The organism is Bradyrhizobium sp. STM 3557 (assembly GCF_045571465.1).
Taxonomy (GTDB): Bacteria; Pseudomonadota; Alphaproteobacteria; order Rhizobiales; family Xanthobacteraceae; genus Bradyrhizobium.
The window spans coordinates 6,202,119-6,227,750 of record NZ_CP120697.1; the positions used below are offsets into that span (position 1 = coordinate 6,202,119).

At 63.9% G+C, this 25,632-nt stretch carries 21 protein-coding genes; 8 read left to right on the plus strand and 13 right to left on the minus strand.

The genetic code is table 11. The annotated features are described in order from the left end of the window. Positions 1–24: 24 nt before the first annotated feature. The gene (locus P6U24_RS28740) at positions 25–1,509 is read right to left on the minus strand and encodes an MmgE/PrpD family protein (protein WP_407155801.1); all 1,485 of its coding nucleotides are present in this window, start codon (positions 1,507–1,509) and stop codon (positions 25–27) included. A gap of 289 nt (positions 1,510–1,798) precedes the next feature. Here P6U24_RS28740 and P6U24_RS28745 point away from each other — a divergent pair, with 289 nt between their 5' ends. Further along, positions 1,799–2,758, plus strand: coding sequence for a LysR family transcriptional regulator (locus P6U24_RS28745; RefSeq protein WP_407155802.1), 960 nt, complete (start codon positions 1,799–1,801; stop codon positions 2,756–2,758). A 692-nt stretch (positions 2,759–3,450) separates the two neighbouring features. On the opposite strand, the gene P6U24_RS28750 is transcribed toward P6U24_RS28745, so the two are convergent. Then, positions 3,451–4,860, minus strand: a complete 1,410-nt coding sequence (locus P6U24_RS28750; protein ID WP_407155803.1) for an amidase — start codon at positions 4,858–4,860, stop codon at positions 3,451–3,453. A gap of 109 nt (positions 4,861–4,969) precedes the next feature. On the opposite strand from P6U24_RS28750, the gene P6U24_RS28755 reads away from it, so the two are divergent. Further along, positions 4,970–5,563, plus strand: a complete 594-nt coding sequence (locus P6U24_RS28755; protein ID WP_407160631.1) for a TetR/AcrR family transcriptional regulator — start codon at positions 4,970–4,972, stop codon at positions 5,561–5,563. A gap of 391 nt (positions 5,564–5,954) precedes the next feature. Here the strand turns inward: P6U24_RS28755 and P6U24_RS28760 are convergent, their stop codons facing one another. Beyond that, a complete protein-coding gene (locus tag P6U24_RS28760) occupies positions 5,955–6,578 on the minus strand; it encodes a class I SAM-dependent methyltransferase (RefSeq protein WP_407155804.1) in 624 nt (207 codons plus the stop codon). A 234-nt stretch (positions 6,579–6,812) separates the two neighbouring features. On the opposite strand from P6U24_RS28760, the gene P6U24_RS28765 reads away from it, so the two are divergent. From P6U24_RS28765 to P6U24_RS28775, 3 genes are read left to right on the plus strand one after another with little or no spacing between them, the layout of a single operon-like run. After that, positions 6,813–7,568, plus strand: a complete 756-nt coding sequence (locus P6U24_RS28765) for a DeoR/GlpR family DNA-binding transcription regulator (RefSeq protein ID WP_407155805.1) — start codon at positions 6,813–6,815, stop codon at positions 7,566–7,568. A gap of 28 nt (positions 7,569–7,596) precedes the next feature. Then, positions 7,597–8,736, plus strand: a complete 1,140-nt coding sequence (locus tag P6U24_RS28770) for an MFS transporter (protein ID WP_407155806.1) — start codon at positions 7,597–7,599, stop codon at positions 8,734–8,736. A 13-nt stretch (positions 8,737–8,749) separates the two neighbouring features. After that, complete coding sequence (locus tag P6U24_RS28775; protein ID WP_407155807.1) at positions 8,750–9,133, plus strand: VOC family protein; 384 nt, start codon at positions 8,750–8,752, stop codon at positions 9,131–9,133. 16 nt (positions 9,134–9,149) lie between these two features. Here the strand turns inward: P6U24_RS28775 and P6U24_RS28780 are convergent, their stop codons facing one another. Next, positions 9,150–9,410, minus strand: coding sequence for a hypothetical protein (locus P6U24_RS28780; RefSeq protein ID WP_407155808.1), 261 nt, complete (start codon positions 9,408–9,410; stop codon positions 9,150–9,152). A gap of 208 nt (positions 9,411–9,618) precedes the next feature. On the opposite strand from P6U24_RS28780, the gene P6U24_RS28785 reads away from it, so the two are divergent. Beyond that, positions 9,619–10,893: a DUF2130 domain-containing protein gene (locus P6U24_RS28785; RefSeq protein ID WP_407155809.1), complete on the plus strand. Its 1,275-nt coding sequence runs from the start codon at positions 9,619–9,621 to the stop codon at positions 10,891–10,893. 402 nt (positions 10,894–11,295) lie between these two features. On the opposite strand, the gene msrA is transcribed toward P6U24_RS28785, so the two are convergent. The 5 genes from msrA to P6U24_RS28810 form a co-directional block, all read right to left on the minus strand. Next, a complete protein-coding gene (gene msrA, locus P6U24_RS28790) occupies positions 11,296–11,808 on the minus strand; it encodes a peptide-methionine (S)-S-oxide reductase MsrA (protein WP_407155810.1) in 513 nt (170 codons plus the stop codon). Between the two features lie 117 nt (positions 11,809–11,925). After that, positions 11,926–13,251, minus strand: coding sequence for an MFS transporter (locus P6U24_RS28795; protein WP_407155811.1), 1,326 nt, complete (start codon positions 13,249–13,251; stop codon positions 11,926–11,928). A 76-nt stretch (positions 13,252–13,327) separates the two neighbouring features. Then, complete coding sequence (locus tag P6U24_RS28800) at positions 13,328–14,176, minus strand: fumarylacetoacetate hydrolase family protein (protein ID WP_407155812.1); 849 nt, start codon at positions 14,174–14,176, stop codon at positions 13,328–13,330. Positions 14,177–14,212: 36 nt separating this feature from the next. Beyond that, complete coding sequence (locus P6U24_RS28805; protein ID WP_407155813.1) at positions 14,213–15,817, minus strand: bifunctional 3-(3-hydroxy-phenyl)propionate/3-hydroxycinnamic acid hydroxylase; 1,605 nt, start codon at positions 15,815–15,817, stop codon at positions 14,213–14,215. After that, the gene (locus P6U24_RS28810) at positions 15,814–16,728 is read right to left on the minus strand and encodes a VOC family protein (RefSeq protein ID WP_407155814.1); all 915 of its coding nucleotides are present in this window, start codon (positions 16,726–16,728) and stop codon (positions 15,814–15,816) included. Before P6U24_RS28810 ends, P6U24_RS28805 begins: the two co-directional genes overlap by 4 nt. Positions 16,729–16,870: 142 nt before the next feature. Between P6U24_RS28810 and P6U24_RS28815 the strand changes: the two genes are divergently transcribed. Next, positions 16,871–17,569 carry a GntR family transcriptional regulator gene (locus P6U24_RS28815; RefSeq protein WP_407155815.1) on the plus strand — a complete coding sequence of 233 codons (699 nt, stop codon included), beginning with the start codon at positions 16,871–16,873 and terminating at the stop codon, positions 17,567–17,569. A 195-nt stretch (positions 17,570–17,764) separates the two neighbouring features. Here P6U24_RS28815 and P6U24_RS28820 read toward each other — a convergent pair whose 3' ends face one another. Further along, positions 17,765–18,310 carry a hypothetical protein gene (locus P6U24_RS28820; protein WP_407155816.1) on the minus strand — a complete coding sequence of 182 codons (546 nt, stop codon included), beginning with the start codon at positions 18,308–18,310 and terminating at the stop codon, positions 17,765–17,767. Positions 18,311–19,269: 959 nt separating this feature from the next. On the opposite strand from P6U24_RS28820, the gene P6U24_RS28825 reads away from it, so the two are divergent. Continuing rightward, complete coding sequence (locus P6U24_RS28825) at positions 19,270–21,876, plus strand: spermidine synthase (protein ID WP_407155817.1); 2,607 nt, start codon at positions 19,270–19,272, stop codon at positions 21,874–21,876. 6 nt (positions 21,877–21,882) lie between these two features. Here the strand turns inward: P6U24_RS28825 and P6U24_RS28830 are convergent, their stop codons facing one another. The 3 genes from P6U24_RS28830 to P6U24_RS28840 all read right to left on the minus strand — a co-directional run bounded on the left by P6U24_RS28830 (position 21,883) and on the right by P6U24_RS28840 (position 25,274). Further along, positions 21,883–22,506, minus strand: a complete 624-nt coding sequence (locus P6U24_RS28830; protein WP_407155818.1) for a 2OG-Fe(II) oxygenase family protein — start codon at positions 22,504–22,506, stop codon at positions 21,883–21,885. A 304-nt stretch (positions 22,507–22,810) separates the two neighbouring features. Continuing rightward, the gene (locus P6U24_RS28835; protein WP_407155819.1) at positions 22,811–23,155 is read right to left on the minus strand and encodes a hypothetical protein; all 345 of its coding nucleotides are present in this window, start codon (positions 23,153–23,155) and stop codon (positions 22,811–22,813) included. Positions 23,156–23,255: 100 nt separating this feature from the next. Further along, complete coding sequence (locus P6U24_RS28840) at positions 23,256–25,274, minus strand: hypothetical protein (protein WP_407155820.1); 2,019 nt, start codon at positions 25,272–25,274, stop codon at positions 23,256–23,258. Positions 25,275–25,632 lie beyond the last annotated feature (358 nt).

Consider the following 25,632-nt stretch of genomic DNA (forward strand, 5'->3'; position numbering starts at 1 on the left):
GCTCTTCGGGCCCAACCTCGCCTGTCAGGCGGAGACAGACATCTTGGCGATGTCAGCGGCGCTGGGCAGGTTCTCGATATTCCAGCAGGCATCCATGACCCGCCGGATCGTATCCGCCGGAATGATGCCCTCGGCGAGATCGGAGAACTTCGCCTCGAGCTGCTTGTCGGTCATCGGCACCTCCACGCTGCCGATCGCGTGCTCGATATAGCGATGCAGCTGCCGCCCATCCTTGAGCACGATGGTCATATCGACCTGCTCCGGCTTGATGCCGGGCGTGATCACCGGATGGACCTTGCTCCGCAGCGCCACGATGGTCGGATCGGTCACGGCGCGATCGCTGAACTGCTTCTCGCCGCCGGCGCCTTCGACCAGCGCCACCGCGACCGCATGATAGATGCTGAACTTGCCTTCGAGCCCTTCCCGCGGTGTCTTCTTGCCGGTCAGCTCCAGCACGAGCGGATGCACTTTGAGATCGATGTGATCGATCTGGTCCGCCGTCAGCTTGTTCACATTGCGCAGCTGGATCGCGGCGTCGATCGCCGGATGCAGCACGATCCCGCAGGCGAACGGCTTGTAGGTGTTCAGCGCCGCCTCATAGCGCTTGCCGAGATCGCCCAGAATCTCGTTGTAGTCCTGCTTGGTGCTGATGGTGTTGGCCCAGCCGCGCTTGGCCTCGATCATCCCGTCGGAGGAGGTGAAATTCTTCGATGCCAGCATCGCCGCGAAGATGCCGTTCGAGGCAGCGCGGCCAGGATTGAAGCTCTTGTTCATCGAGCCGAAGGATTCGCGCAGGCCCACCGGCTGCGATGCGGCGAGTCCCAGCGCCCACACCATCTGCTGCTCATTGAGCTTGAGCAGCTTGCCGACCGCCGCGGCAGACCCGAACACGCCGGCCGTGCCGGTGATGTGCCAGCCGACGTCATAATGGTTCGGATAGACCGCATTGCCGATCCGGCACTCGGTCTCGACGCCGAGCACCAGCGCGTTGAGGAAGTCCTTGCCTGATACGGGCTGCAGTTCCGACAGTGCCAGGATCGCCGAGGCCACCGGCCCTGCGGGATGAATGATGGTCTTCAGATGGGTGTCGTCATAGTCGAAGATGTGGCTGGAAACGCCATTGATGAAGGCCGCATTCATGATGTCGAAGCGCTCCTTGCGCCCGAACAACGAGGCCTGCGGCGGGCCGGAGAACGGCGCCAGCGCCGCCACGGCAATGTCGACGGTCTGGTGGCGCGAGCCGCCGATGGCAACCCCGACCCAGTTCAGCAGCGTGCGCACGCCCTCCTTGCGGACGTTGGCCGGCAGGTCGTCATAACCTGATGTCACAATGTAATGCGCGAGCTGGCGCGTGACATCCTTGGCCGGCGCCGGCTTGTTTGGTGCAGCATTGGCCGGTGCAGCGGCCGTGCTGTCGGTGCCGTCAGCCGCCGCGATGGTCGTGCCGGCGGCAAGAAACGGCAGCGCGGCAGCGCCCTGCAACAAAGTCCTGCGGTCGGTTCTTGGCATGATGTCCTCCGGATTTGAATTCGCTTGTGTCGCACGGCGGATCTCACGAGCACGGCATCGGGCGTGATCGGCGGCGGGCGCGCGGGCCTTGCTAAAGCCACCGCGCTGGCTGCTCACGCCCTGGCGGAGCGGCAGCAACAGTGATCATGGCGATCGGCAAGTGGTCATCTCCCGGGCGGGCTGCGCTTGACGGCCCATGGCTCTGGCGCCTGTGCGACGATTTACATTGGACCAGCGGCCGCGCCGGCGCTAATGCCGTATTGGCATCAATTGAAACCGAAATGGCATCATGGACCTGATCTGGCTGGAGGATTTCCTGGCCATCGCCGAGGAAGGCGGCTTCTCGCGCGCGGCCGAGCGGCGCCATGTGACGCAGCCGGCGCTGAGCCGCCGCATCAAGTCGCTCGAAGCATGGCTGGCCACGCCGGTGTTCGAGCGCGGCTCGCACACCTTGACCCTGACGGCGGCGGGCCGCGCGTTTCGGCCGGTCGCCGAAGACGTGATGCGCCACCTTCTCGCCGGCCGGACCGAGGCGCTGCAGGCAGCCCGGCTGAAAGCCGAGACGATCAACTTCGCCGCAACGCATGCGCTGTCGCAGTCCTACTTCCCGGACTGGCTGCGCAAGACCGAAAAGGCCAGGGGCGGCGCGACGGTGCAGCTCGTTGCTTCCAATTTCGCCGGCTGTGAGAAGCTGCTGCACGACGCGGAGGCGCATTTCATGCTGGCGCACCATCATCCTGCCCTTGTCAATCGTCTCGATACTGACCGCTTCCTGCGCATGGAGCTCGACCGCGACGTGCTGATCCCGATCAGCGCCCCCACGCCCGCATCGGCCAGGCGACGCGGCCGTGCAAGGCGCGAGGCGCGCTATTGCCTGCCCGGCACGGCCGCCGCGCCCCTGCCCTATCTCGCTTATCATCCCGGCTCCGGGGTCGGCCGCATCGTGAGCGCCTTCCTGATGCAGAAAGAGCCATCCGCCTGGCTGGTCCCGAGCTTCGCGGCGCCTGTCATGCTGCTGGTCGACATGGCGCGCGCAGGACGCGGTATCACGTTCGCGCCGCGCAGTCTGGTCCAGCACGATCTCGACAACGGCCGCCTGCTGCGCGCCGGCGGCGAGGACTGGGATATCGAGATCGGCATTTGCCTGTTCCGGCCGCGCACGCGATTGCCGAACACCGCAGAGGCATTCTGGAGCGCAATTCAGAAGGGCCGCAGGAAATCGCCGTCGACCGTGCAGCGAATCAAATAACGACGTGGGCGCGAGGATCAGTTGGCGAAAAGCCATGCGTCCGCCTCCTCGCGGCATGCAAAAGTCCGAGCTATGTCGGCGAGCCCCTCTCCGATGAGAGAGGGTGCAGGGAATGCCGGGTGAAGGCCTCACCCATGGCCCGCCTGCAGAAAGAGTAGCAGGCGGCAGTCACCACAGGTGCAGCCGATCAACCGGCATTCCCTGCGCGGCGGTTTTAACGCTTATACGCGCTCTCCCCGGGGACCGGCTTGATTGCCCCCATCACCTGCGGGCTCGTCGCGCCGCAGACTTGGCATTAGCACCGGAATGCCAGGACCACACGATTTCGCGTCCGCGCCTCTCGCGCTCGTCTTGCGCGATCGATCGCGGCCACCGCTCCCCGCACTCCACGTATCGTGGACGACGCGTACGCCCCTCTCGATGAGGCGGGATGGCGATAGAAAACCATGGTTTCTGAAAAATAGAAACAAGAATATTTTTAGCTGAGCGTCTTGATATTGGTCATCAGTCTGAATGCGCAGACAAAATTAGTTTTTCGGCTCGGCGATTTTGTCGATAGATGACCGTTGCAGAACCTTGTCGTAGGAGGCGAAGCGATCGATCGCGAGCACGGGTGAGAGGGTGGGCACGCTTGCGCCTTGTCCACCCTATGCCGCTCATGAGGCAATGACGGTCACAGACCTTGTCATACGTCAAAGCTTCGGGTGCAGGTCCCGTACGGTGCTCACGCTTTCGAGCAACGAGGCGAGATACAGAATGGTCGACTCGGCGAGCCAGCTTCCGACAAGCTGCACGCCGATCGGCAAACCTTCCTTGCTGGTGCCGAACCGCATCGACAAACCAGGCAAGCCGGTGATGCTGAGCGGCACGGTCGCGCCCTGCACGTAGCTCACGTCGACCTTCTGGCCGTCGATGACGAGCTCAACCGCACCGTGCTTGTGTGCCGGGATCGGCAACACCGGTGTAATCAGCGCGTCGTAGTTTTTGAAATAGGCGGCATAGCCGTCGCGCAGCCGCTCCGCCGCCTGCTCCGCGTCGATGTAGTCCTTCATTGGCGTATCAGGTAAAGCAAGAATGGACTTGGCCATCGTGTAGAGCTCCTCGGGACTGCGGCCGGCGGTCGCTTCCGCGAACGCAGGCTTCGTCTCCATCACGTGTAGCCGATTGAATATGTCGAGCGCGAAGTCGCGCTCAAGTGCCGGGATGCGCACCGGCTCCACGAAGCAGCCGATATCCTTGAGCGCCTCGGCGGCGGCCTTCACGGTCGCGCCGACCTCGGGATCGACAGGGCCGAAGCCGGGCCCGACCAGCCAGCCAACCCGCAATCGTCGACCGGGCTCGCGCCCCACTCCGGCATCGAATTGGCCGATGCTGGTCGCGAAGGCATCCTGGCCATCGGGTCCGGCGAGCTGCAAGAAGGCAAGCGCGAGATCACGGACGCTGCGCGCCATGGGGCCCACATGCCAGAAACGGCGAGGCGCGCGCGGCCAGATGCCCGTCATCGGCACACGGCCATGCGTCGCCTTGAGGGCGACAATGCCGGTCTGAGCGGCCGGACCGCGCACCGAGATGGTCAGATCGGTGCCAAGGCCGAGCGGCGACATGCCAGCCGGGATGGCCGCGGATTCACCGCCGCTCGAACCGCCGGGAGTACGCGTGAGATCCCAGGGGTTGTTCGACCTGCCGGTGAGCAGATTGTCGCTTTCGATCCAATAAGAAAACTCGGGAAGGTTGGTCTTTGCCAACAGGAGGCCGCCGGCTTGCTTCATGCGCGCGACGCTGGTCGCATCAATGTCGGGAATCCGACCCTTGAAGATCGGCGAACCGCGCTGGGTCGGGACGCCGGCAGTGTCAATCGAATCCTTCACCGTGAACGGGACGCCGTGCAGCGGGCCGAGCTCGTCACCGGCGAGGACCGCCTTCTCCGCCGCTCTGGCCGCATCGAGCACACCGTCGACGCGCGTGACGATCGCGTTGATCTTCGGGTTCACCGCTTCGATGCGGTCGAGATAGGCCTGCACGATTTCGACGGGCGATACCTCCTTGGACCGGATCAGTTCGGCCAGCCGGGTCGCGTCGGAATAGATGATCTCAGCGCTCATGAATGCTTCCTACCTAACGTTTGGTAGGCAACATAAAAGGCTTTTCAATTTCTTCGTCAACCCCTATCTAACGTTTGGTAGGCTACACGAATGTGTGAGGGTGAATATTTTGAGCGCGAATTCACGGGAAGCGATCTTGGCCGCGGCGACGCGGATCGCGCAGGCGCACGGCTATGGCGGGCTGAACTTCCGCGATCTGGCTGCCGATGTCGGCATCAAGGCCCCGAGCATCTACCATCACTTCCCCAGCAAGGCTGATCTCGGCGCCGCGGTGGCGAAGCGCTATTGGGAGGACACGGCCGCCGGTCTCGACGCCATGTCGAGGGAATTCGCTGACCGTCCCGTGCGCGCGCTGCACGAATATCCCGCCAGGATATTCCGGCCTTCGCTCAAGAACGGCAATCGCATCTGCCTCTGCAGCTTCATGTCGGCCGAATATGACGACCTGCCGACGGAAGTGCAGAAGGAGGTCCAGGCCTTCGCCGACGTCAACATTGCATGGCTCGGCAAGACTCTGGTGGCGGCTGACGTGGTTGGGCGCGCAGAAAGCCAAGCCCGCGCGCGTTCGATCTTCGCCGCCGTCTCTGGCGCTCAACTCATGGCACGAAGCCGGGCTGACATCTCGCTTTTTGATGCGCTGATCGACGGCTATCGCGCGGCGGGTCTGTTGCCGGACGCCAGGCAGGGCTCGCGCAAGAAGTAGATCCGGACGCCGGTTTCAGTCCGCTGCGCCCGACCGGGTTCGGCTCGCGCATGCCATGCCACCGGCGACAAGTAAAATTGGCTCTTCAAAGCGGCAATCTTGCCGCCAAACAACAGCGTGGCGTGACCAGCTCAGGAGCCAGCAGCTTCAGCAAACCGGGGAGTGAGTGTTTGAGCGCCCGCGCTTGCCGGTTCCGGCCTCACATGGAGGCGAAAAATTCTCGCCATCTCCAACGCTGTCATGCTCCGCGCAGGCGGAGCACCCAGTACGCCGCGGCAGAAGAGATCGAACCGAAACGTCACGGCGTACTGGATCGTCCGCCTTCGCGGACGATGACAGCGGGGCCTAACCATAGACCGTGACTTTGGAAACGGTTGTCGAGTTGGGCACCTCAGGGGCAATGGCGGAATACACTGCATTGGAACGATTGCTCCGCTCCCCAAGGGGTCGCGTGGATATGCTGTCGGGAATCGACGAATTCGAACTCGCGCCCGAGGGTCCTGCCGAGGCTCTCGGGGTCGTACCGCGTTACTTGAAGACCACTGCAACGTTCGGGACCATCGAGAGCGAAGGTCGAAATGATGGCATATCCTCCGATCCTGAGAGCCTGCCGAAGGCGTGCGACATATGCCGCCCGGTCATCTTCGTTCGTGAGGAAATGAAACGCTGCTCTGTCGTGCCAGATTCCGTAAGTCTGGAGCGGCTGCCAGGTTGTCACGTCGGCGACGATCCAACGAACCCGTCCGGCGTTCCTTCCAAGACGTGCCTTGGCGCTCTCAAGCGCAGTCTCCGACAGGTCGAGAACGGTGATGTCCTCAAAGCCCCGCTGCAGGAGGTTATCGACCAGACGCGAAGCGCCGCCACCAATGTCGATGATCGGTGAAGCCGCCGTCGCCCCGACCTGCGCAAACAATTCAAGCGAGAGAACGGGGTTCTCCTCGAACCAGCTCACTTCATTCTCGCGCTTTTTGGAATAGACGCTCTCCCAATGGGCTCGGCGATCTTCGCTCTGCATGGCCGCTTCTCCGCGTAGCCCAACGGATCAAATATGGTCCTTCCCCGATCCGCGACAACGATCATGTCATGATGTTCGAGCTTGGCGGCCGTCGCTGGGCGTGACCAGGCGTCGCATCGTCCCGAGAAATGATCTGTCTGGCGCCAAGCCGGCTTGGCGGATGTCTGCACGTTTATGCATGTTGCTATTCTTGTTTTTGCATGATATCCAAGGCCCATGTCAGATGAGATTCCGATGGCGCGAAGGGACGTGATCGCGGACCGCTTGGCGCAGGGGCAATCGGTGGTTGCTGCGGCGCTTGCCGACGAATTCAGCGTCTCAGAAGACGCGATCCGGCGCGACCTGCGTGCGCTTGCGGCTGAAGGGCGCTGCCGCCGCGTCTACGGCGGAGCGTTGCCGATCACGTCGGGCTGGTTGCCGATGGCGGCGCGCATCGGCGAAGGCCGCGAGCGGAAGCAGGCGCTGGCCCGCGCTGCGGCGGCAACGATCAAGCCCGGCGAGCTCATTTTTCTCGACAGCGGCAGCACCAATCTGGCGCTCACCGAATATCTGCCCGAGGATACCGAACTCACAGTGGCCACCAACTCGATCGACATCGCATCCGCTGTGCTGCAGCGGCAGGACCTCCGGCTCATCATGATCGGCGGCGCCGTCAACACGATGGTCGGTGGCTGCGTGGATGCCGACGCGGTTCTGGCGATCACGCGAATGAACATCGACCGGCTGTTTCTGGGCGCATGCGCAGTCGCGGCGAACGGCATCAGCGCGTTCGACCTGTCCGACGCGTGTTTCAAACGCACGCTGCTCTCGGTCAGCAGAGAGAGCCTGGTGCTGGTCACGACCGACAAGCTCGACCAGCGCGCGCCGCATCGCATCGCGGCGATCAGAGATATCTCGTGTTTCGTCATCGAGCGCGACGCGCCTGCAGCTCAGCTCGCGCCCCTCGCAAAAGCCGGGGCGTCCATCCTGAAGGCCGATCCGCCGGTCTGACGCCAAAGACTCCCTCACGAGAATCGTCATGTCCTCTTCCGTTCAGCGCGCAGCCAAACTGGCAACCCGTATTGCCTTCTTTGTCGCCGGCTTCGGCATCGCCTGCTGGGCACCGCTGGTACCGTTCGCCAAGCAGCGACTTGCGGTCGACGACGCAGCGCTTGGTCTGCTGCTGCTCTGCCTCGGCGTCGGCTCGGTGTCCGCCATGCTGGTCACGGGCGTGCTGTGTGCGCGTTTCGGCAGCAAACCCGTCATTACCACAAGCGGTCTCGCTCTCGCGCTCATCCTGCCGCTGCTGGCGGCTGCATCCACTGCCACCACGCTGGCATTGGCGCTATTCGCCTTTGGCGCCGCGCTCGGCTCGCTCGACGTCGCGGTGAACATTCATGCCATTGAGGTCGAGCGCGCCGAAGGCCGGCCACTGATGTCCGGCTTTCACGCGCAGTTCAGCATCGGCGGCTTCGCCGGCGCCGGCCTGATGACGCTCCTGCTTGCAACAGGAGCCGACGTGCTGACCAGCGCCCTTGCCTGCGCGAGCCTGACAGGCCTGGCGATGCTCCTGGCCGCTCCGCGGCTCCTGAAGTCAGCTCCCGCAGAAGCCGGGCCGCTGATCAGTCTTCCTCATGGATTCGTGGTGCTGCTGGCCGCGCTCGCCTGCATCATGTTTCTGGTCGAAGGCGCGATGCTCGATTGGAGCGCTCTGCTGCTCACCAGCACGAAACATCTGGCCGAGGCGCAAGCGGGCATCGGCTACATGCTCTTCTCGATCGCCATGACCGTTGGCCGGCTCGGCGGCGATGCCGTGGTCAGCCGCGTTGGCGACCGCACTACCCTCATCTGGGGCAGCGGCCTCGCGATCGCCGGCTTTGTCATTCTGCTGATCGTCCCCTTCGCCCTCCCCTCCCTCGCCGGCTTCCTGTTCATTGGCCTTGGCGCTTCGAACCTCGTGCCGATCCTGTTCCGCAAGGCGGGCAAGCAGACGCGGATGCCGGTCGAGCTGGCGGTCGCGGCGGTGACGATGGCCGGCTATGCCGGCGTCCTCCTCGGCCCGGCCGCGATCGGGCTTGTTGCCCAGTTCACCGGCCTGCAAACAGCATTCTTGTTTCTGGCCGCACTGCTCGGCGTCGTGACGCTGTCGGCGCGCGCAGTCAGCGCAGAGCACGGCTGAGCGGAGGCACCAAATGCACCTGGCGCATGTCGCGCTCTGGACGAGGGATATCGATGCAGCCGCGGCATTCTGGCGGGACTACTTCGGCGCCACGGTCGGCGAGCCCTATCGCAGCACGCGTCGCATTGGTTTCGTCTCCCGCTTCATCACCCTGCCCGAGGGCGGCGGGTGCATCGAACTCATGACCGGTCCTTGGATCGCCGCGGCGGGCTCGGACGATCGGGCCGGTTGGGACCACATTGCTCTGTCGCTCGGAAGCGAGGCCGCCGTCGACGCGCTCGCCGCGCGCTGCGCTGCGGATGGCATCCCTGTCTCGGCGCCGCGAACCACTGGCGACGGCTTCTATGAGGCCGTGATCGCGATGCCGGACGGCACCCGCGTCGAGATCACGGCATGAATTTCCAACACGGCGCTCACCGCTCGATACGCGCGAGCGTTTCCTTCAGCAGGCTGATCGTCGCCTCCAGATTGTCGCGCCGCGCGCGCAGCGACTTGGCGAGCGTCGAGTAGCTGATATCGGCGACATCGGAGACCTGGCTCTTCTGTTCTTCGGTCTCGATGTCGGCGGTCATGACCTCCTGGGTGGTCCTGAGCGTGTCGATCAGGCTGCGAAGACGCGCGACCTCATGGGACGGATGCTGGTCGATTGTCGCGGAACGGAGCAAAGGCATCATGATGGTCACCTCGATTGTCCGGCTTTGGCACAGTCACGGACCAATCCGTGACCTCTGCCCCTGGAATGGCAAAGCGGATGCCAGACGGGATTCATGCCTGAGCAGACGGGAACCTTCCGATTTTGCCCCGGGATAACGCGGCAGGCCCGGCTTAAACGGGGTCCGGCAAGCGGGTAGACTCCGAATCAATCACGACAGGATTCGAATCATGACCGATCCCCAGATCGTCTGCCCCAATTGCCGCACCGAGATCAGGCTGACGGAACAGCTCGCCGCGCCCCTGATCGCGGAGACGCGGCGGAAGTTCGATCAGCAGCTCGCCGCCAAGGAGGCGGATTTCAGCCGCCGCGAGTCCGTGCTGAAAAAGGCGCAGGACGAGCTCGCGCAGGCGCGCGCTGGCATCGACGAGCAGGTCGCGGCCAAGCTGAAATCCGAGCGTGCGGCGATCGCACAGGCCGAGGCTGCACGCGCGCGCCAGGCCGTTGCCGACGAGATCGGCAACCGCGACCGCCAGCTCGCCGAGCTGCACGAGGCCATCATCACCAAGGACGCCAAGCTCGCGGAGGCGCAGAAGGCGCAGGCCGAGATGCTGCGCAAGCAGCGCGAGCTCGACGAGGCCAAGCGCGAGTTCGAGCTGACGGTCGAGAAGAAGGTGCAGGAAGGCCTGGCCGCGGTCCGCGACAAAGCGCGGCTGGAAGCCGAGGACGCGCTCAAGGCCAAGGTCGCCGAGAAGGAGACGCAGATCGCCGGCATGCAGCGGCAGATCGAGGAGCTGCGCCGCAAGGCCGAACAGGGCTCGCAGCAACTGCAGGGCGAGGCGCTCGAGATCGAGCTGGAGTCGCAGCTGCGCGCCCGCTTCGCGCGCGACCAGATCGAGCCCGTGCCGAAGGGCGAGTTCGGCGGCGACGTGCTGCACCGGGTGTTCAGCCCGACCGGTCAGGCCTGCGGCACGATTCTGTGGGAAACCAAGCGCACCAAGCGTTGGAGCGACGATTGGCTGGTGAAGCTGCGCGACGACCAGCGCGCGGCCAAGGCCGAGATCGCGATGATCGTCTCCAGCGCGCTGCCGAAGGACGTCGAGAGCTTCGATCTGATCGAGGGCGTCTGGGTGGTCGAGCCGCGCTTTGCGCTGCCGCTCGCGATCGCGCTGCGCCAGTCGCTGATCGATGTCGCCGGCAGCCGCCTCGCGCAGGAGGGCCAGCAGAGCAAGATGGAGCTGGTCTACGCGTACCTGACCGGACCGAGATTCCGCCACCGCATCGACGCCATCGTCGAGCGCTTCACCGAGATGCAGAACGATCTCGACCGAGAGCGCAAGACCATGATGCGGATGTGGGCCAAGCGCGAGGAGCAGCTGCGCGGTGTGCTCGACTCCACCGCCGGCCTCTACGGGGACCTGCAGGGCATCGCCGGCCGCGCCATGGCCGACATCGAAAGCCTCGACGTCCTGATGATCGAAACGAGAAGCGAGGCGGCGGAGTAAGGCGCGCCGGCCCGCTACGCAGATCGCTGTCGTCCTCGCGAACCCGAGGACCCCTAACCACAGATACGATGAGTTGAACGCGCTGGAGGTCCAGCACGAGTGAACCACGACCAGCGATGGTTATGGGCCCCGGCGCAAGGCCGGGACGACAGTGGAGCGTTTGGAGAAGGCCGGGCAAGCCTCCAAAAAAAAGCCGCCTGTTTCGCCAGGCGGCCCAAGTCCAGGGAGGAAACGCCCAAAAAGGGCTGAATCATGTTTACCGCATCATCTGATTCGCGGGTATCCGGATAATACCGGAGGTTGCACAAATGTTTCTACTGAAACCCGTGCACGCGCCCGTGATTTTCCCGAGCCGTTGAGCGAACCGCGACCAGCGTGATCCTGCGCTGACCACGTTCCTCGTCAGCTGGCCTTCCGGTGCGGCAGTTTCCAGCCGGGCCGGATGAAATGGCAGGTATAGCCGTCCGGATAGCGCTCCAGATAATCCTGGTGCTCCGGTTCGGCTTCCCAGAAATCGCCGGCCGGAGCGATCTCGGTCGTGGCCGGTCCCGGCCACAGGCCGGATGCATCGACATCGGCAACAGTGTCGCGCGCCACGCGCTCCTGCTCCGGGCTGGTGAAGAAGATCGCCGAGCGGTAGCTGAGGCCGCGGTCATTGCCCTGCCGGTTCAAGGTGCTGGGATCGTGAATCTGGAAGAAGAATTCCAAGAGATCGCGATAGCTCAGCAGCGCCGGATCGAAGATTACCTCGATCGCCTCGGCATGCGTGCCATGGTTGCGATACGTCGCATTGGGGACGTCGCCGCCGCTATAGCCCACGCGAGTCGAAATGACGCCGCGCTGCTTTCTGATCAGATCCTGCATCCCCCAAAAGCACCCTCCCGCAAGGACCGCGCGTTCAGTCTTTCTGTCCATGGTTCCACCTGATGTTCTTGCACCGGGCTTGAGGCGTACCCGGCGCGTGGGGATCGATGCTCCACAGATAAGCTCGGGACGCGCTCGTCACAATGACCGCCGCGCCGTCCGTTCAGATCACAAGGCGCGTTTTGCACTCTCCGGAGCCATGATCACGCCGATCAGCGCGCACAGTGCGATGGCCTCGAAATAGAGGATGACCGGCAGGAAGCTGCCGCCCTGCCCCATCAGCGCAGCCCCGACCAGCGGCGCAATGCCGCCGCCAAGGATGATGCCCATCTGCTTGCCGAGCGACGAGCCGCTGACACGCACCTTGGTCGGAAACAGCTCGGCGGTGAAGGCGGCCTCCGGCGCGAACATCAACGCGTGAATGATGCCGATGGACACGACGAGGCCGACGATCAGGAGCGTCAGGTCCTTCGTCGCCACGAGCTGAAAGTAGATCGGATACCACGCCGCGGCGAGCAGGATGCCGGCGACCATGAACGGACGCCGGCCGAACCGGTCCGAATAGCTCGCGATCAGCGGGACCAGGCACATCTCCAGCACATTGGCCAGCATTGTGCCGAACGTCACGCCTGAGCCGGGCATGCCGAGCGTCTTGACTGCGTAACCCAAGACGAACACGGTGCTCATGTACTGGAACGTGCTGTGAACCATGTTGGCAAGGCAGCCGAACAGCACCGACTTTTTCCAGGACCTGATCACGTCGAGCAACGGCGTCCGCGGCTTCGCGGTGGAAGCCTGCACCGCCTTGAACGGAGTGGATTCATCGACCTGGAAACGGATGTAGGTGCCGAGAATCACCAATGCGAAGCTGAGCACGAAGGGAACGCGCCAGACCCAGCGGGCGAAATCCTCCGGGCTCGCCAAATAGCCCAGCAACGCAATGAAGCCCGATGCCAGGATCACGCCGATCGGCCCCGATGCGTTGATGAAGGATGCAAAGAAACCGCGCCGTGCGGAAGGTGCGTTCTCCAGCGTCAGCGACACCGCATTCATGTATTCGCCGCCGAAGGCAAAGCCCTGGATGAAGCGCAGCACGACGAGCGCGACCGGCGCGGCGACGCCGATGCTCTCATAGCTCGGCAGACAGCCGATCAGGAAGCTCGCGATGCCCATCAGGAGGAAGGTGATGGTCAGCATGGCCTTGCGGCCGAGCCGGTCGCCATAATGACCGAACACCATGCCGCCGAGCGGCCGGGCGACGAAGCCGACCGCGAACGTCGCATAGACCGCCAGCATGCTGGCGACCGAATCCATCTTCGGGAAGAAGAAGCGGTCGAACACGATCGGCGCCGTGAACGCATAGATGAAGAAGTCGTAATGCTCGATCACCGATCCGAGCGAGGATGCGACGACGAGCTTGCGATAGGCCGGCGTGACGGGAGCTGCATCGGCATATCCCATCGCGCCGGCCATCGTCTCTGCACGATCAGTCATGGTGGTCCCCTCCCTGGCGTTTCCTTGGCCTTGCCGCTGTTATGTTGTTGTGCGGCAGCAGTGATGTCTGGATTGTTCAGCGCGCCTCGTCGACGACGGGATTGCGCAGCACGGCGAGCCGTTCGACCTCGACCTCGACGACATCGCCCGGCTTCATCCAGAGCGGCGGCGTGCGGCGGGAGCCGACGCCACCCGGCGTGCCGCTGACGATGACATCGCCGGGCTCCAGCCGCGTGAAGGTCGAGCAATATTCGATCTGGCGCGGGATATCGAAGATCATCTGCTTGATCTGGGCTTCCTGCACGACCTCGCCATTGAGGCGGGTCTGCAACTTCAGCTCTCCAAGCTCGCCGAGCTCGTCTGGCGTCATCATCCAGGGCCCGAAGGCGCCGGTGTCGGGAAAATTCTTGCCCGGCGTGAACTGATGCGTATGGCGCTGGAAATCGCGGATGCTGCCGTCATTGTAGCAGGAATAGCCAGCGACATGGCTCATTGCGTCATTGCGGCTGATATAGCGGCCAGGCTTGCCGATGATGACCGCGAGCTCGCCCTCGAAGTCGAGATCGGTGGAGACGCGCGGCCGCACGATCGGCTGCAAGTGGCCGGTCTGGCTGTTGGCGTAGCGCGAGAAGATGGTGGGATGCTCGACCTCGGTCCGGCCGGTCTCCTTGCGGTGTGTCTCGTAATTCAGGCCCACGCACAGGATCTTGTCCGGATTCGGAATCACCGGCAGCCAGGTGATCTTTGCAAGCGGAATGGCGGCGGCCGTAGTCTTGGCATCAGCAACGCCGGCAAGCGCGGCGCTCAAGGCGGCCTTAAGATCGGCGTAGCGCACCGCGAGCACGGCGCCAACGTCGAAGAAAGTGTCGCCCTCAATGAGGCCCCAGGTGGTCCGGCCGTCGGCCGCAACGGTTGCTAGTTTCACGCTGTCATCTCCATTCTTATCGGTTGTGGTGCGGAATCATCCGGCGGCAGCCATGGCGTCACGTTGTTCTGACGTGCCGCGAAGACGAATCTCGAGTTCGCGCAGCAGCTCGCGTAGTTCCCACGCGTTGTGCGCCGTACCGAAGACGTAATGATCGGGCCGCACGATTGCGGCGACGACGCCATGGCGGTCGAACCAGCCTGCGAGAACGCCCTCGGTCTCTTCGAGCACGCCCGGCGTGCCGGTGCCGACGGCCGCCACGGCCGCAGCAGAAGCATCGGGATTGTCCGCGCAAACTGACAGAAGCGAGGCAGCATCATCGCGGCGACCGTCGACGAACACGCTCCAGCCAACTCCAACCACCTTGTCGAGCAGCCGGACCGCGCCGCCCTGCAGGATTCGCGGCTGTGGGAACAGGCTGCCGCGCCCTGCCCCTTCGCGGTTTGACAGCAAGCCTGCGCGCAGCGGCGGAATGATTTCCTGCCGCGTGATGAGCAGCGGCTTGCCGCCCCCTTCCGCCAGGATCGTTGCGTCGCGCCGGCGCGCGGCGAGCGGATCGCGCTCGCAGATCGACTGGCCGATCAGCTTGATCCTGCTGGTCAGCTCGATCACGTGCTGCTTGCGCTCCGCTGTGTAGCTGTCGAGTAGGCTGTCGGGCGAAAGCCCCTTCAGCACGCGATCGAGCTTCCAGACCACATTGGTGGCATCGCGCAAGCCCTGGCACATGCCTTGGCCGATAAAGGGCGGCTGCTGATGCGCCGCATCGCCGGCGATCAGGACACGGCCGTTACGCCATTCGGACGCGACGAGGGCGTGGAAGCGATAGGATGCGGCGCGCCACAACACGCCGTCATCCGGCGCCAGCCAGGGCGCGAGCAGCGCCCAGACGTTCTCCGGCTGCTCCATCTGCCGCGCGTCCTCGCCCGGCAGCAGCATGATCTCCCAACGGCGATGATTGCCTGGCCCGATGATGAAGCTCACCGGACGCACGGGATTGCAGAACTGCGCCGAGCTTTGCGGCAGCTCGGCCAGCGCATCCGCATTCACCTGCACATCGACGACAAGCCAGGGCTCATCGAAGATCAGGTCTTCGAGCGCGATGCCCGCGAGCTGCCGCACGGTGCTCGATGCACCATCGCAGCCAAGGACATAGCGCGCGGTGACGGACCGGAGCTCGCCGGCGGCGTCCTTCAATGTCGCGACGACGCAATCGCCGGCTTGGGTGAGATCGAGCAGCTCGGTGCCGAGCTCGGCTTGCACGCAGGCAAAGCTGGTGGCGTGGCGGCGCAGCTCCGCCTCCACCGCGGGCTGGCTGAACACCATGCTCGGCGTGTAGCCCAGCGGATACGGCTCTGCGACCATGTGGACGCGCCGGATCAATTGGCCATCGACGCCGAAATGGTCCGACGCGGTGAACGGCTCGATGTAAGGCGAGACCGCCTCGGCAAGCCCCATATTGTCGAAATGACGGAAGATCTCGTGATCGAGCGCGATCGCGCGCGGCTTGTCGTAGATTCCGGTGAGCCGGTCGATCACCAGCGTGCGATGCCCGAGACGGCCGAGCATGCCGGCGGCGACTGCGCCGGTCGGCCCGAAGCCGATAATGAGCACGTCATAATCGGTGGCGGCGGAGCTCGTCATACGCGCGTGCCTGTCGTGGCCCAGGACGAGAAAGGCACGGAAACTTGCGCGGCCTTGCAGGCCCCGCTCTTCGGCGGCGCGATGCCCCACTGATCGGTCCGTCCGGGTGGCCAGACCCATTCGCCTGGACCTCTCGCGCGGTAGCTGTCGTCGATCTGCAAGACCTCGGCGGTGTACTCGATCACCGCGCCGGTCGGATCGACGAAATAGGCAAACACGTTGTCGCCCGGTCCGTGCCGGCCGACGCCCCAGCCGATCGGATAGCCATGATCGATCATGCGGCCGGAGCCGCGCATCACCGACTCCAGGTCCGGCATCAGGAAGGCGACGTGGTTGAGGCCATGCACGGGCGCTTCGGCAAGCACAACAGCGTGGTGATCGCTGTTGCAGCACAGGAACGCCATCAGCTTGGAGCGATCCGACAGACGAAAGCCGAGCACCTGCTGATAGAAGACCGAGAGCTGTTCGATATCGGCACTGTTGATGTTGACATGCGCCAGCCGCTCGGGCCGGTCTGCGACGACGCGCGCGGTCTTGATGCGATCGCCGTGCACGAACTCCAGGGTGCAGCCCTGTGGCTCGCGAACAATGAAGCTCTCGCCGCCGCATGGCGCGGAGGACAGCGCTGGCGGGCTGATGATCTCGCAGCCGGCCTCTCGCGCACGGACGAACAGAGTATGCAAGTCCTCTCGCGAGCGAGCGCGGAAGCTCACCTTACGCAGCGACGTGCGCCCGCCCGGCGTCAGCTCGAGCACGTGGAAATCCCTGCCCGTCGCGGCGAGATAAACCGTGCCGTCCGCTTCGGCGGCGAAATCGAGCCCCCAGACCTTGGTGTAGAAATCGAACGAAGCGGCCGGTTGCGGCGTCACGATCTCCACGCTGCGCAGCGCAGTCACCGGAAAATCCAACATGGAGCGTCCTTCCCGTGGCCGAAGCAGGCCTTGTGAGGGGACGTTTATTGTATATAAAGAAGCTAGTAAAGCTAAAATTTATAAATTATCTACTTAGATCAGCTGATGTACAGAATCCGGACGTGATTCCAGTGAGATGCAAATGAGCTCCGATCTGCCGAGCCCGAAGACGGATACGCCCGCCACGCTGGCAACGACGATCTATGCGCGCCTGAAGGCCGACATCCTGGCCACCCGCCTGGAGCCTGGACGCAAGCTGCAGTCGCGCTTCCTGATGGAGCAGTACAATGTCGGCCAGACCCCGCTGCGCGAGGCGCTCAACCGCCTGACGACCGAGGAATTCGTCGTCGGCATGGAGCAGCGCGGCTTCTATGTGAAAGAGGTCAGCAAGGACGAGCTGCAGGAGCTGACCAAGACGCGGTGCTGGGTCGAGGGCCTGGCGCTGCGCGAGTCCATGCAGAATGCGACGCAGGCTTGGGAGGAGTCGCTGCTGGTGGCGCATCACCGGCTCGACCGCACGCCGCGCTCGCTCGACCCGGACAAATTCGAGGACAATCCAGCGTGGGAGCGGGTTCACCGCGCCTTCCACGCCGCGCTGATCGGCCAGTGCGGATCAAGGCCCCTGCTCGGCTTCTGCGAGCAGCTCGCCGACCGGCTCTATCGCTATCGCATGATGTCGATCGCGAAGGCCTATCCGGTGCGCAAGGTCGGCGCGGAGCATTCACAGATTCTCCAGGCGGTTCTTGCAAAGAACACCGACGAGGCCGTGCATCTGCTCCAGCGCCACTATCAGCGCACGGCCGACGTCATCTATTCCGATCTGGAAACCGTGCTTTCATAGTTGGCGGTGCAGGCCACATTCAGACGTTAGGCGTACAGACCCCGGCGCACTTGGTCGGGGCTTCATTCCTTTACGAACCGCGCATCACGCCGCCCTGCAAATCGGCAAGGATGTTCAATCCGGCCGTGAGCGCATATCGCCAGCCTTCGCGCGTCGCCGTGCCGACACAAGAGGCGGCCCAAGCGCGCTGAACCCTTACTTGATCTCCCATGCCGTGTTGTGAGGGATATCCATCGCGGTGTAGTCGCCTGGGCCAGCGAGCGCCGGCATCATTACGCATGCAAATGGCTCGCTGCCAGTTATGCCTTTGTACTTGCCGGTACCGCCGGTGATGATATGCGTGCCGCACTTCATTTCGGGCTGCGACTTGTCGACGTCACGAGTATCAAACGTCGAGAAGATCTTGTCACCGTCGCTGTCAGCCAGAACGCAGGCGCCGTCGATGTATTTCTTCTCGCCTGATGCGACGCTCAGCGCTGCGCAACGCGCAGACATCTTGTCGAACATCTTTTCTCCTTTCATGTTTTGCGTAGTTCCGACAGCTTCCAGATTTGTGGCAGTGCCAAGGCCAGGGATGTCAATACTCATAATCGGGCGGAAGATGAAATGTGTCACGTAAGGCGTTGTTCCCTTCTTTTCTGTGGTTTGTGCTCCACCAACTCCAGGCACAAGGACCGCGAGGACCGCGCAAAGAGAAGCCGTTCCCAAAATCGAAAGTGGGCTAAATTTGATGCGGGTCATTAGCACCTCCTACCGAGCGGCAATCTTCAAGCCACGACGGCCGCTGTTTGCAGAGGCTACTCATACTGACGCGCGCACGGCTCCGGCCCGTCCTGTTGCCGAGAAAAGGCGCGGCTTATTTTGTAAGTTTTCTAAGCGAGATGGCTTCGGCCATGCATATGCTCCGTACACCGTGCCGGACGCATGAGCAGCTGGCTTGAGGAGGGAAACATATCGCACAAAGTGTCAGTAACAAACGTGCCACCACCGAGATGTCGGTTTTAGAATACCTCGGCAGCGTGTGACAGAGACGCGCAGCTGAATGACAGCCTTGGCTCATTTTCAACCGCTTCAGCGGGGTGGTCGGCCGGTTGACGTCCGCTTGCCCCGAAAGCGCCCGCGCCTGGCCAGCCAATAGCGCTGCGTTTCGCCGGACGCCCATGATTTGCTCCCCCAACTTGAATGGGCTGCCATCAATCCGATGCCGCATCATAGACGCGCTTGCCTCGATCGCTGCGCCAAGCCTCAACTAGGGACGGCGAACAACACTTCAACGGTCGAGCGCGCACCACTTCAACGGTCCAGCAGGCGGCATCCTTGGATTGTCGCGGTCATCATCGTATTCACTGGTTCTGAGCGCGAGGGGCGTTTGTGCCACCGCGTGGCCTGCGGATGCAGCGCGCGAAGGCCGATCGAGCGATCTAGCGGCCCGCGGGGACGCCGATGATTGCGATCTCCTTACATTTTGTGAAATGCGGCAGCGCGTGTCTCATCGCGATCAATGCAACCATCGTCATCACGGAGTCGCTTGCGCTGAGAATATAGCGACAGCCAAAACGGCTCTGTCAAATGCGTGTCAAGAAGTCCGGGATAGATAGGACAAACAGCTCTTGGGCAAGGACCCGCTGGCGTGCCCGCCGCGCGCAGGTTTCCGCCAGCTCTCTCGCAACCGGCGCTAGCCGTTGCAATCCGGACCCCGCATGACCAGCCTGCCATCTGAGATTCCCCGCGCGACGATCGCCAGAACTGATCGCGTCGGCGCTTCGTTGCGCCGTCAACGTCTTTGGCTCATCTGCCTCGCCGCCGCATCCGGCTGCGCCGGTCTCGGTTATGAGATCGTCTGGATGCGTCAGTTCAGCCTGGTGCTCGGCACCGAGATGATGGCGGTGCTGGGCTCGATCGCCGGATTCTTCGCCGGGCTTGCGCTCGGCGCGTTCGCGCTCGATCGCCTCATCCGTCGTGCCTCTTCCGCACGCCAGGTCTACGCGCTGCTCGAAGCCGTCATCGGAGGCTGGGGCGTTTGCGCCATCTGGCTGTTGCCCGCGGCAGGCCGGGCGCTGGCGCCGCTGCTCGGAACGGAGCCATCACCCGTCCTGCTGTGGACCGGCAGCTTCGCGCTGCCGACCATGGTTCTGCTTCCGGCGACAGTGGCGATGGGCGGCACGCTCGCCGCGCTGGAGCGGATGCTGCGCGAATCGTCGGCAGATGCGCCTGTGGCCGCGGCCGTCTATGGTGCCAACACCGCGGGTGCGGTCGCCGGAACGCTGCTGTCGACCTTCCTGCTGATCCCGGCCGTCGGCCTCTCGGCAACGCTGCTCTGCCTCGCGGCCGTGAACGCGCTATGCGCGCTCGGGGCACTCACCACCGGAGTCGGCCCGCACGGGGTGGAGACGGATGCCGGCAGGGCGCCGCAGCGCGGCCGAATGACCGATACGCGCCTGGCCGTGACGCTGTTTGCGACCGGCCTGCTCGGCATTGCCTTCGAGATCCTGATCGTCCGTCTGGCCGCTCAGGTGCTGCAGGACACCGTCTATACCTATGCCAGCCTGCTCGCGGCTTATCTGCTCGGCACGGCGGCCGGCGGATGGATCTGGCAGCGGGTGCGGCGCCATGGCAGCGAGACGCGTCTCTTCGCCCTGCTCGCCATCACCGCGTTGGCGTGCCTGATGACCGCTTTCCTCGTTCCCCATGTCATGGGTGCTGCCGACTCGGCGCTCCAGGCAGGCATGCTCGGCGAGCTGGCCATCGCGCTTGCTCTGTTTCTGGTGCCTTCGATAGCGATGGGCGCGCTGTTCGCGCACCTCGCCCAGGACGTGCGCGACATCAGGGGATCGCTGGGCTGGGCGGTCGGCATCAACAGCGTCGGTGCGGCGATCGCGCCGATGCTGGCGGCTCAGCTCCTGATCCCGAAGCTCGGTGCATGGACCGCGCTCATCGGCATCGCGCTCGGCTATCTCCTGCTGTTGCCGCCGCGCCGGGTCGCCCTTCTCTGGGCCGCCGCTCCTGTCCTGGCTGCGCTCATCCTGCTCGCCATGCCGGCGCCGATGCTGGTCAAGGTGCCGCCCGGCGGCCGGCTGCTCGCCGTTCGCGAAGGGCCGATGGTGACGGCAAGTGCCGTCGAGGACGCGATGGGCGTGCGCTATCTCGAGGTCAATGGTCGCTCGCGTATGGGCGGCACCAGCTCGGTCCGATCCGACTATCGCCAGGCGCTGCTGCCGCTGCTCTTGCATCCGGCGCCTCGGCGCGCGCTGTTTCTCGGCATCGGCACCGGCGCCACCATCGTCGGCGGCGCCCGGATGCCCGGCACCGACATCCGCGGCGTCGAGCTGTCGCACGAGGTCATCGACCTCTTGCCATGGTTCGCCAATCCCGACGCGACGCAGGACACGCCGCCGATCACGGTCGCCGACGCCAGACGCTATGTCGTGGCCGATTCCGGCAGCTATGACGTGATCGTCGCCGATCTGTTCCACCCGGCGCTGGATGGCAGCGGCGCGCTCTACACGACCGAGCATTTCGCGGCCGTGCGCGAGAGGCTGACGCAGGATGGGATCTTCTGCCAGTGGCTGCCGCTCTATCAGCTCGATCAGCCATCGCTGCGCGCGATCATTCGCAGCTTCCTCGCTGTCTATCCCGGCGCGTCCGCCTGGCTCAACCACTACAGCGTCCGCACGCCGATGCTGGCGCTGATCGGTGCAAGAGAAGCCCGCCCGCTGGATCCCGACGCGCTGGCAGCAAGATTACGCGATCCGCAGCTTCGGCACATCACGCACGGGCTCGGTTTCGACGCACCGATCGACGTGCTCGGGCAATATCTCGGCGGATCGAACGCGCTTGCGGCCTTCGCCGGCGACGGTCCGCGCAACACCGACGACAATCCCTTCGTGACCTATGATGCGCGGCGCAATGTCGAGGCGCTGTCGGCGCCGCCATGGTCGCTGCTGCTTGGTGTCATCAGGAGCATGCCGACCGAGGCAAGGGAATTGCTGGCATCGGCGCAGCATGATCTCTGGAGCGCCCGGCTTGAGGCCTACTGGCGGGCCCGCAACCGCTTCATCGAGGCCGGCGCCGCCTTGACCGGCGACCCGCGCGGGCCGGCCCTGATCGCGGCGGCCGCTCCGGGGCTGCTCGATGCGCTTCGTCTCAGTGCGGAGTTCGAGCCGGCTTATGCGCCGCTGATGAGCATGGCGCGATCGCTGCGCGGCTCCGATCGTGCCGCGGCGCAACGCCTGCTGTCCGCCATCGACGCGGCGGCGCCATCGCGCGCCGAGGCGCGCGATCTGCTCGCACACGAATTCGCCGACTGAAAGAGCTCACGGCGTGAAGGTGACGCGATAGCCCCAGCAATCCAGGTGATCGGGAATTGCATTGAAGGCGATCGTGATCCGCTGTTCGCCCTGATTGCGCGGGACCTCGTGATACAGATAGCTTGGAAACAACACGAGATCGCCTGGCTCGGCCTCGGGCAGCATGTACTTGCCGGCATTGTAGGGGCCGATCGCGGCACTGCGCGTGTGATGCCGGAACGAGAAGTCATAGCCGCCTGGCGGCCGCACGAACACGGTGTGGCTCGCCGGATGTGACGGTGTCAGATAGAAGATGCCGGAGATGAAGCTGTTGGCGTGCGCATGCAGGGTCTGGTTGCCGCCCGTCTCCAGCATGTTGGTCCACATCTCCTTGACCGTCCAGCGCAGCTTCTCGCCGAACAGCAACTCGCCGAAATCGACAAGCTTTGGGCCTGCGAGCTCGGCGATGGCCTGGAACAGGTTGTTATTGCGCGGATCGGCCACTTCCGTGTGAAACAGCTGACCGGAGCGCAGGTTGTTTTCGATCTTCGAACTGCGAATGGCGGCGACCGCTGCGTCCTTGAGCTCGGGACTGAGCAGCCCCGGCGAGCGCATGAGCGGAATCGGGAAAAGCGGCTCGATCTGGTCCATGTCTTGAAAGCCCGCAGCAACTATCGACATTGTCGGACCATGCGCGCAGGAGCATGACACGACAATGACAAGGCAGCGTAAGCGGCCCCCTCCTGGCGGCAGGGCAATCGCATAGGGCGAAGGAGGCGGGGTGGGCAGCTATTGTTCGCTATCCTTCGAGACGGCCGCCTGCCGCGGCCTCCTCAGGATGAGGGCTGTTTCCGCGGAGAGGTCCTAAATCCTCATGGTGAGGAGCGTCGCGCTTGCGACGCGTCTCGAACCATGAGGCCCCGAACGCAACCAGCCATGTGCGATAGCCTCGCTGTCAGCGGGGCGGCACCTCGTCCGGACGCAGCACGTTGAGACGTTCGCCCGGCTTGAGCTGATGGCGGCGCTCGCGCAACTCATCGGTGGCGCGCGCGACGGCTTCGAGGCAGTCGTCGAACTCGCCATTGCCAGCCTCCACCAGCGCCTGATGCAGATCGCGTTCGGCAAAATAACGCGACGCATCGTCGGCGGGCAGCGCTGAAGCGATGCTCTGCGCCTGTTCGACAGCGGCCGTGCAGGCCTCCCGGGTCGGCTCTTCCGCCGCGGCGCTCGTGCAGCCGAGAACGGCCTGCGCGCAAACCAGCACCGCCGACCATGAGACGAGATGATGGCGTCGAGGCAAGACCGCACCCTCCAAAGTCGTGAGCGCCGGTCCAGTGCGGACCGGCGCTCGCAGCGATCACGGTCCGACGGCGGTCAGCCGCCGGACCAGTTCTCAGATCTCAGCGATTCCAGGCCCACTGACCCCAATGGCCCCAATAACCCCAATGATCCCAGCCGTCCCAGTGATGATGCTCGAAGGCGAGCTTGCGCGCGAGATGGGCGTTCTTCTCGACCAGAAGCTCGGGAGCGGTAAACGGCCGGACGAAGATCGGATTGCCGTAGAACCAGACGTTCGAATAAGCCTGAACGTCGTAGGTGACCTTCTTGACACCGTTCACCGTCGCCAGATGGGCCGGACAGGCGGCGTCCGTGCAGTTGACGCTGGCGTTATTGACGTCGAGCAGCGGATTGCCGGCGCTGTCGGTGACATTCGGCGTCGCGACCGGAATGTTGGTGCCGCGGGCACGGATGTAGAACGGCGTCTTGCTCGCGGTGAAGGTCGTGGTGAAGCGGAGGCGCGTCGAACCATCCCTGAGCTTCTCGCTCTGCATCTTCGTCGCGCTGATCTGCTTGGCGATCTTGGCCGAGGGATTGTAGACGATCGCAGCACCGGCGGTACCGGCGGCATTGGCGACCGCATAGCCTGGCGCGCCCGGCGCGATCGGACCGGTGATGTCGCCGGTAATCAGATCGACGTGGTCGAGCGAGGGCTTGTTCAGCGGCTGTTTGATGCCGACCTGCGCCAACAACGGGTTGTTGAAGCTGTACGGGCTGTTGTTCTTGGCCGGGATGGTCATCTGCATCTCGAGCACGATCTTCTCGCCGGGGTGAACAACCAGCGTCTCGCCCATGGTCTTCCAGTCGAAGTCCCACTCGCCCTTGGCACGGAACATCAGATCGGGCCCGATGATGTCGGCGTTGACCGAGTAGGAGTTGCCCGAACGCATGCCATCGATGATCGACTGCGCACGGAAATGATCGGCATTCGGCACGTAGAGCTTGGTGTATTCGCCGGGGATGAAGTCCGAGGTGGTCGCGGCGTCGCGTGCACCGAAGGCGCCACGGTTGTGCCAGTCGGAGCTCACATACACGAACATGTTGCGGCCTTCACCGAGCAGGCCGTCCCACAGACCACCGACCTTCGCGGTATAGATGCCGGCCATGCCGTAGGTGCCGCCGCCAACGGCACCGCTGCCATAGGATCCGGAGCCGCCTGACGTGCCGCCCTGCGCCATGTGGCCGGGCGATTCGATGCCGAAAGCGACCGTCGGGCCGGCATTGTTGAAGTCGCGGAAATGCTCGATGTTATAGCCGGCGGAGCTGGACGGATTGAACGGGCCCTGCCGCTCGGTATGGGTCGGAACGGCGTAGGAGGTCAGCGGGTAGTTCGCCTGCAGCCACTGAATGCCTGCAACCGACTTGCCGTGGCCGGCAGTGCCGCTGTTGTTGACGTTGTCCTTGCCAGTCCAGACCTGGTTGTTCTTGGCATCGAGCGGGCCGATCGCGTCGGTATCGGCGCGGTCGAAGCGGAATTCGAACTCCGCCATCTTGTCGGCATTGCCGTAGCCGCGCGGATTCTGGCCCGCGATGACGGCGACGTCGGTGTGCTCATGGCCGGGGACGATCCACTCCAGCCCTTCCACAAGCACCTTGTTGTACATCGAGGTGCGGTTGACGATAACAGGATATTCGATTTCCTTGATCGACTGCCAGCGCCACATCGCGGCGCTGTCACCGGTACCGTTCGGCGTGCCCTTCAGGCTGCTGATCGTGATGCCGTCGATGGTCTTGCCGAGCGTCTTGCTCCAGGTGGTGGTGGTGTCACCCGGAATGTTCGCGCTGGTGTCGCTGAAGCGGCAGTCTCGGTTGCCGGAGCCGCCGTGGTTGCCGAGCGTGAACCAGTCGAGATCGAAATTGGTGCCGCCCGCGGCCGCAGTGCCCTTGCCGACCGCACGATCGATCGAATAGCCCGCCGCCACCGAGCCGTCGGTGCAGGTATTGTGATTATGCATGTCGCCGGCGACGTAAGGATTTCCCCTCGTCTTCTGGCCGAACTGCTCGTTTGCCTCGGCGGCCTGCGACAGCGCAAGCGAGACCGATGCTGCAGTCAGAAGAATAGTCTTGGTTGATCGAACCACGTGGTTGCCCCCATGCGAATTATTACGAGTGCAAAACGAAATCATCGCCATATGCGCGATACGCCGGTTATTTGCGCCCGCGAACCAACCAAAACTCGGAGACAGTTTGTTGAAGGTTTTGTTTAGCTCACAAATTTTCCCGCACGCGGCGTACGGCGAACGAGCATGCGGTAGAGTCCATGCGAAATTTTTGTGACATGACGGATTTGCGGATGACATGGGCTGGCGGCCCGTTGCATATACGCGCCGCCGCTATCTGTGAGCTCGCAGCACGAACATGTCAGCGCCGGTGATTTCGAATACGATACAGCCAATTGCTGCCATTGGTCCTTCCGAGGAGCTGACGGACAATCGATAC